8 protein-coding genes and 1 pseudogene are annotated in these 6,786 nt (G+C 59.8%); 5 read left to right on the top strand and 4 right to left on the bottom strand.

All coding sequences use genetic code 11. The annotated features are described in order from the left end of the window. From ACIREA_RS23255 to ACIREA_RS23240, 4 genes are all read right to left on the bottom strand, one after another. On the bottom strand, window positions 1-336 hold a 336-nt coding region (locus ACIREA_RS23255), incomplete at its 3' end, for a hypothetical protein (protein ID WP_397384733.1). A gap of 161 nt (window positions 337-497) precedes the next feature. Beyond that, window positions 498-1,577 carry a pyridoxal-phosphate-dependent aminotransferase family protein gene (locus ACIREA_RS23250; RefSeq protein WP_397384732.1) on the bottom strand — a complete coding sequence of 360 codons (1,080 nt, stop codon included), beginning with the start codon at window positions 1,575-1,577 and terminating at the stop codon, window positions 498-500. 87 nt (window positions 1,578-1,664) lie between these two features. After that, window positions 1,665-2,222 (bottom strand): hypothetical protein, encoded by a 558-nt coding sequence (locus ACIREA_RS23245; RefSeq protein WP_397384731.1) that lies wholly within the window; start codon window positions 2,220-2,222, stop codon window positions 1,665-1,667. Between the two features lie 35 nt (window positions 2,223-2,257). Further along, window positions 2,258-3,154: a sugar phosphate isomerase/epimerase family protein gene (locus ACIREA_RS23240; RefSeq protein ID WP_397384730.1), complete on the bottom strand. Its 897-nt coding sequence runs from the start codon at window positions 3,152-3,154 to the stop codon at window positions 2,258-2,260. Window positions 3,155-3,201: 47 nt separating this feature from the next. On the opposite strand from ACIREA_RS23240, the gene ACIREA_RS23235 reads away from it, so the two are divergent. The 5 genes and pseudogenes from ACIREA_RS23235 to ACIREA_RS23215 all read left to right on the top strand — a co-directional run. After that, window positions 3,202-3,996, top strand: coding sequence for an SDR family NAD(P)-dependent oxidoreductase (locus tag ACIREA_RS23235; RefSeq protein WP_397384729.1), 795 nt, complete (start codon window positions 3,202-3,204; stop codon window positions 3,994-3,996). Continuing rightward, window positions 3,993-4,892 carry an ROK family protein gene (locus tag ACIREA_RS23230; protein WP_397384728.1) on the top strand — a complete coding sequence of 300 codons (900 nt, stop codon included), beginning with the start codon at window positions 3,993-3,995 and terminating at the stop codon, window positions 4,890-4,892. The genes ACIREA_RS23235 and ACIREA_RS23230 overlap by 4 nt, the downstream gene beginning before the upstream one ends. Further along, window positions 4,889-5,668, top strand: a complete 780-nt coding sequence (locus ACIREA_RS23225; protein WP_397384727.1) for a sugar isomerase domain-containing protein — start codon at window positions 4,889-4,891, stop codon at window positions 5,666-5,668. The genes ACIREA_RS23230 and ACIREA_RS23225 overlap by 4 nt, the downstream gene beginning before the upstream one ends. A gap of 174 nt (window positions 5,669-5,842) precedes the next feature. Continuing rightward, entirely contained in the window at window positions 5,843-6,070 is a 228-nt protein-coding gene (locus ACIREA_RS23220) for a hypothetical protein (protein ID WP_397384726.1), read from the top strand. An 83-nt stretch (window positions 6,071-6,153) separates the two neighbouring features. Next, a pseudogene (locus ACIREA_RS23215) lies at window positions 6,154-6,786 on the top strand (methionine synthase); the annotation flags it as partial.

The following is a 6,786-nucleotide window of genomic DNA, read 5'->3' as shown; positions in this document are numbered from 1 at the left end:
GATCGACCGGCGGTTGCTGCTGATCATCCCATGCCAGTTGCCAGTCTTCTCCCCCGTGCTGATGGAGGTCTGACCTTCACGGTCTTCCACGATGGCGATTTCCAACCGGCGCATGCCGAGCGTCTCAGCCAGCTTGTCCGCGAAGTAGCTCACGTATTTCACTTCTCCGGCAAAACGCTGAGCGGACTCGGTGTCGCCCCCTGACAGGGTTTCGCGTCCCTGAGAGGACTCCATCTTGATGAGACCAAAATCGGGTTCCATACGAACGATGTTGCTGGGTTGTGCACCGGCAGTGTGGCGGGGTGTGGAGATCGGAATGATGCGGGTTGGTTCCATCTAAAGGTACATTTAAGCTTAGCATCACGCGTGCCAACGTGTGCCCCACCTCGTAACAGCTTTGTGAGTGTTGGATGGCGCACAAAAAGAACGGCCCCGATTTCTCAGGGCCGTTCGGCAGGAGATGAATCACCCTTGCGGGTAAAATGAGGCGGTATCGATTAGAGCTTGGCGAGGCTGTCATCCAGCGCGGCAATGACCGTGCTGATGCTGGCTTCGGACTCGTCGCCCATGTTCGACACGCGGAAGGTCTTGCCCTTCAGCTTGCCGTAGCCGCCGTCGATGATCATGCTGTGGTTCTTCTTCAGCAGGCCGATGAAGGCCGCGACGTCGATGCCCTTGTTGTTCGCCACGCAGGTCAGCGACTTGGAGCGGAAGCCTTCCGGCGCGAAGAACTCGAAGCCGTTGCGGCGCACCCACTCGTGCACCATGCCGTTGAGCTTGGCGTGGCGGGCGTAGCGGTTGTCCACGCCTTCGGCGAAGATCTTCTGCAACTGATGGCGCAGGCCGTAGATCAGGGAAATGCACGGCGTGCTCGGCGTCATGCTCTTCTCGCCGTTCGCCTTGAACTCCAGGAAGTCGAAGTAATAGCCGCGGTCATTGATCGTGGCAGCGCGCGCCATCGCCGCCTCGGAGGCGGTGAAGAGGGCCAGGCCCGGAGGCAGCGCGAAGGCCTTCTGGCTGCCGGTCAGCAGCACGTCGATGCCGAGTTCGTCGAAATTCACCGGCACGGTGGTGAAGCCGGACACGGAATCCGTGATGAACATCACATCTGGGTACTTCTTCTTCAGCGCCGCGATTTCCGCGATGGGGCTGAGCACGCCGGTGGAGGTCTCATTGTGGATGAAAGTCACGGCATCGAACTCGCCGGTGGCCAGGCGCTTGTCGATCTCGTCGGCACGCACGGGTTGGCCCCACTCCACGGTGTAGGCTTCGGCTTCCTTGCCGCAGCGCTTGGACACGTCCAGCCACTTGTCGGAGAAGGCGCCGTTGCAGCAATTGAGAACCTTTTTCTTCACCAGATTGCGGATGGAACCTTCCATCACGCCCCAGGCGGAGGAAGTGCTCAGAAACACCTGCTGTTTCGTGCCGAAGAGAGTCTGCAGCATCGGCTGGATCTCGGCGTAAAGGTCCTGAAACCCCTTGCCGCGGTGCCCGATCATCGGCTGCGCCATCGCAGCATAGGTGTCAGGGCTGACTTCAACGGGTCCAGGGATGTAAAGTTTGACGTGGGTGCTCATTGCTTGGGTGGAAGGGGGGAGGGCGAGTGTAGGGCGCTCCGGCGGACGCGCAAGGGCTGTCTGCGTGGCGGAATCTCGGCCTGAACTTCATCCGTTTTGGACGATGTTTCCTTCCAGCAATTCGCCCGTGTCGAAATCGAAGGTGAACGGAGAATCGGGTGCTGCATGGGAACTGAGAAACCATCCTCGCCCGCGCAGCCTTCGGTCTGCCAATGAGTCGAACTCGATGCCGTCGTAAGAGATCCGCGCGCTCCTCCAAATCACAGCTGCACCTTCGAATCGAGCGACCCTCAAACTGTCAGTCAACGCAAAGGTCCCATCTTCAGCGACTATCCATGAAGTAGATGCGAAGTAACTCTGTGGTAACTGCATCTCAATTACGCGCTTCAATTCACTCTCATCGATTCGAAGTTGTGGATTCTGGGCCAAAACAATCGCAAGCAGTTTACGGGCATCTTCCCCTTCGATGACTCCTTGGCAGACCGCGAGGTCATATCCCTCCATCCAACGACCTTGATTCAATTCATGATCGATCAATCGCTGAATCTTTTGAGGAAATTTGTCACCGAAGAACGACTCAAGCTGCACGTCAATGATCTCCCGGATTGTCATTTCGGCGCAGCTAAAAGCGATTGGTGAAGGCACGGATCGCACATTGGTTTACAACATGAACGCACGGTTCACGCCCACCCCAGCCACCCGCTCAGCGTCTTCATATCCCGCGTATGCGCTTCGCGGAATCCTTTCAGCACGGCGGGGTCCTTGGGATCGCCCTTGAGATACTCCAGATGCAGCGAAATCGGGCCGGTATAGCCGGTTTTCATGAGCATCTTGCCGTAGGCGGGGTCCACCTGGCCTTCGCCGATGGGGACGGTCACGAGCTTGCGCCCGTCCCATTTGAAATCTTTGAAGTAGGCGGCGCCGATGTGGTCTTTGACGAGATTGAACTCCAGGGGCCAGGACAGGCCGCCTTCGCAGGTGGAATGCAGGATGTCGTAGGCGAAGCTGAAGTCCGCCGCCGGATATTCGCGCATGATGGAAAAGATGTCCCACACGGGCGCGCCGAAGTAATCCTTGCCGCTGTGGTTCTGGAACATGGGCTGGATGCCGATCTCTTTGCACAGGGCCACGAGGTCTTTGATCTTGGGGCGCACCGCCTGGAGCTGCTCCCAGATGGGCTGCTTGAGATCGTACTTGTAGTAGTTCATGCGGAAGCGCTTCACACCCAGCTTGGCCGCCGTGCGCAGCACTTCCTCCGTGTGCTGCTCCTTGCTCACCTCATTGATGCCGGAGGTCAGGATGGTCATTTCCATGCCCTGCTTCTTCAGCGCCTCGACGAACTTCGGCAGCTCATCGGCCACTTTCTCAGGCTCGATATGTCCCTTCGGTCGGATCGGGGCCTCCACGCCATTAAAGCCTGCCTCCGCGCCCAGGCTGGCGATGTCGTCAAAGCTCAGCCCCTGCAGGTGCTTGGTGAAAAAGCACACGGTGTTCTTCGATTTCGGCGTTTCCGCCATCAATGGAGCCGTAAAAGCCAAACTTGAGAGGTTGCGCAGGAAAGTACGTCGTGTGTTCATGAGTGAGCTTGAACAACGACATCGCACGTCCGACTCCTTCACTCAACATGCATTCCCTTTCCGGCCAGAACATCATCCTCATGGGGGGCACGACGGGGCTGGGTCTGTCTGCTGCGAAAAAACTCGTAGCGGCGGGAGCCCGGGTCGTCGTTTCCAGCCGCTCGCAGGTCAATGTGGATGCGGCTCTGGAAGTCCTCGGATCGAACGCGCGTGGCTTCGCGGCAGACGCCGCCACGCCGGAGGCGGCGGAGCGTGCGGTGGACCTGGCGGTGGGCGAATTCGGCAGAGTGGACGCCCTTTACCACATCGCCGGCGGCAGTGGTCGCAGCCGGGGAGACGGCCCGCTGCACGAACTCACCGACGAGGGCCTGCGCTACACGCTGGATCTCAATCTGAACTCCGTCATTTATTCGAACCGCGCCGCGATTCGGCAGTTCCTCAAGCAGGGCAGCGGTGGCGTGATCCTCAACATGGCCAGCGTGCTCGGCTACTCGCCTTCCGCGAAGTTTTTCGCCTCCCATGCCTACGCTGCGGCCAAGGCGGGCATCATCGGTTTCAGCAAATCCATCGCCGCCTACTACGCGCCGCAAAACATCCGCGTGAACGTCATCGCCCCTGCATTGGTCGAGACACCGATGTCCCAGCGCGCCGTGAGCAATGAGAACATCATGAACTTCGTCAAAACCAAGCAACCCCTCGATGGCGGCCGCATCGGCCAGCCCGAGGACTGCGATGCCGCCGCGCTGCTGCTGCTCTCGCCCGATTCCCAATTCATCACCGGTCAGGTCCTCGCTGTGGATGGCGGGTGGACCGTTTCCGAAGGCCAGCTCCACGCATCATGAGCCAGGCCATTGGAATTGATCTCGGCGGCACAAACATCAAGGCCGCGCTCGTGGACACCGCCAGTGCCCGCACCCTCGCCACGCTATCGAAACCCACCCGCGATGGCGAGTTCGACGGCGACACTCCGCGCTTCGCCCTCACCGTGCGTGAGATCGTGCAGGAGTTCGAAGCGCAGGCTGGGCAAAAGCTCCGTGTCGGGCTTTCCGCGCCCGGCTTGGCAAACCCCGACGGCCATTGCATCGACTGGATGCCCGGACGCATGCACGGTCTTGAAAAATTCCACTGGTCCGCCTTCCTTGAGCGCGACTGCCGCGTGCTGAATGACGCCCATGCCGCGCTGCTCGGTGAAGTCTGGGCCGGAGCTGCGAAGGACACGCAGGACGCCTTCATGCTCACGCTCGGCACGGGTGTCGGTGGCGCGATCTGGAGCGGCGGACGCCTGCTCAAAGGCAAGATCGGCCGGGCAGGGCATCTCGGTCACATCACCATCGACGCGGATGCGCCGTGCGATGATTTCAACACCCCGGGCAGCTTGGAAGACGCCATTGGCAATCAAACCATCGCGCAGCGTGGTGAAGGACGTTACGCCACCACGCACTCACTACTCGATGCCTTGAGTGCTGGCGATGAACATGCCGCCAAAGTGTGGCTCACGTCCGTCCGCCATCTCGCTGCTGCCATCGCTTCGCTCATCAACGTGCTCGATCCTGAAGTCGTCATCGTTGGCGGTGGTATCGCCGTCGGTGCCGGTGCGCGTTTGTTTGATCCACTGAAACAAGTCCTCGCAGGCTTCGAATGGCGGCCCGGCGGCCATCAGGCCCGCATCGTTCCCGCCCAGCTCGGCGACAGCGCCGGATGCCTCGGTTCCGTTTTCAATCTCCTGCAACACTCATGACTCCTGCCCTTCAATACCTCGACGCCAGCCAAGGCCTCCTCAACCGTGTCCGCGATCAGCTTCCGCTCATCCAGCAAGCCGCCGACATGTTCGCAAAGACGATCCTCGCCGGACAGATGGTGCACGTCTTTGGCTCCGGCCACAGCCGCATTTTGGTGGAGGAAATGTGGCCGCGCTACGGCTCCTTCCCCGGCTTCAATCCCATCGTCGAGCTCTCGCTGACCTTTCACAATCTCGTCGTCGGCGCGAACGGCCAGCGGCAGGCCATGTTCCTGGAAAACGTCAGCGGTTTGGCGAACCGCATCCTGCGGAACTTCGATCTCCAGCCCGGCGACAGCGCCCTCGTCATCTCCAGCGGCGGCTGCAACGTCGTCCCGGTCGAGATGGCCGAGGAGTTCCAACGGCGCGGCGTCAAAGTCGTCTCCATCATCAGCACCACGCACAGCGAGGCCAGCACCAGCCGCCACCGCGACGGCAAAAAGCTCCAGGACTTTTCCGACATCGTCCTCGACACCGGCGCACCCGTTGGCGATGCCATGATCAAGATCGAAAATCTCGACACGCCCGTCGCCCCCGGCAGCACCGTGGGCGGTTGTTTGCTGGTGAACGCCGTCAAAGCCGAAGTGGCCGACCGACTCGTCAAAGCCGGTCAGCCCCCCAAAGTCCTTACCGCAGGAGCCGTCGTCGGTGCCGCGAAAGCCACTGAACTGTTTGAAGCTGCATATGACGAGCATGCCCGGCGGATCGCGAAGTATTACGCGGGGCTGGGAGTGTGAGGTTTTCCCATGTCTGCCAGAATACAACGATGTCTGATAATCTGTGGCCCCGTGTATCTCCTGTTTTTGGTGATATGTCCGCTAGGTTATTTTTACCACGTTAAGCTATTCAAGTCGGCCTGTGCTTTGCTGACCATGCCAGCATACATGGCGTCAATGATTGGGTGTCAGTGCATGGCCAATATTATCGGTGGCTATGACCACAAGTGGACTCTGGCGGCACTTTTTTCTTCGTATGCCGCTGTGGCACTTGTGTGGATTGTTAGCGCCTTGAGCCCATGGTGGCTGTTTGTCCGGATGACATGGAGCAAAAGGCTGGGGCTCCAAGTGGTGATTCTCGTGGTCGGTTATCTGGTGTCGATGTTCCTAGGTGGGTTTGTTGATTTTCCATCACCAGACTAACCTGTGATTTTCCAGCCGCATCGGTTGTGCTTTGCGGCTTGGGCTTGGCGATGATCTGCGCGAGCGAATAAGGTCACGACATCATGCAATCCCAGCCCCTCCGCACCTCCGTCATTGGCAGTTATCCGTTTCCTGGCTGGCTGGAATTTTCGGCGCGGCATCTCGCGGAATTTGGCAGCGCTGACATCACGGAAATGCAGGACGACGCGGCGCAAGTGGCCATTCAGGATCAAATCACCTCAGGGCTGGATGTCATCACGGATGGCGAGCAGACGCGGTTTGACTTCAATTTGTCCTTCTATGGCTTCATCGAGGGCATCGCGCTGGAACCGGCCAGCCCCCGGCGTTTTGGGCCTCCGGCGCATGATCAGCGCGGCAAGCATGAGATCGTGGGCGAACTGCGTGCGCCGCGCGGGTTGGGCGTGGTGGAGGAGTTTAAGCGCCTGCAGCGTCTGGCCTCACACACCGGCAAGCGCTTGAAGGTCTCCGTGCCAGGGCCTTACACGCTCAGCGGACGGTTAGCGCCGAACGCACAGTACAAAGACCGCTACGCCATCACCGAGGCGCTGCTGCCCATCGTGAACCAGGAGATCGCGAATCTCGTGGCGGCGGGCGCGGAGGAAATTTGCGTCGATGAGCCCAGCATGAGCTGCTACGGTTACCGCGAAGACACGAAGCGCTTTGTGGACATCTTCAACCGCACCGTGAGCAGCGGC

Source organism: Prosthecobacter sp. (genome assembly GCF_044373815.1).
Taxonomy (GTDB): Bacteria; Verrucomicrobiota; Verrucomicrobiia; order Verrucomicrobiales; family Verrucomicrobiaceae; genus Prosthecobacter.
The sequence above is the reverse complement of the archived record's forward strand: the minus strand, read 5'-3'. Positions and strand labels throughout refer to the sequence as shown.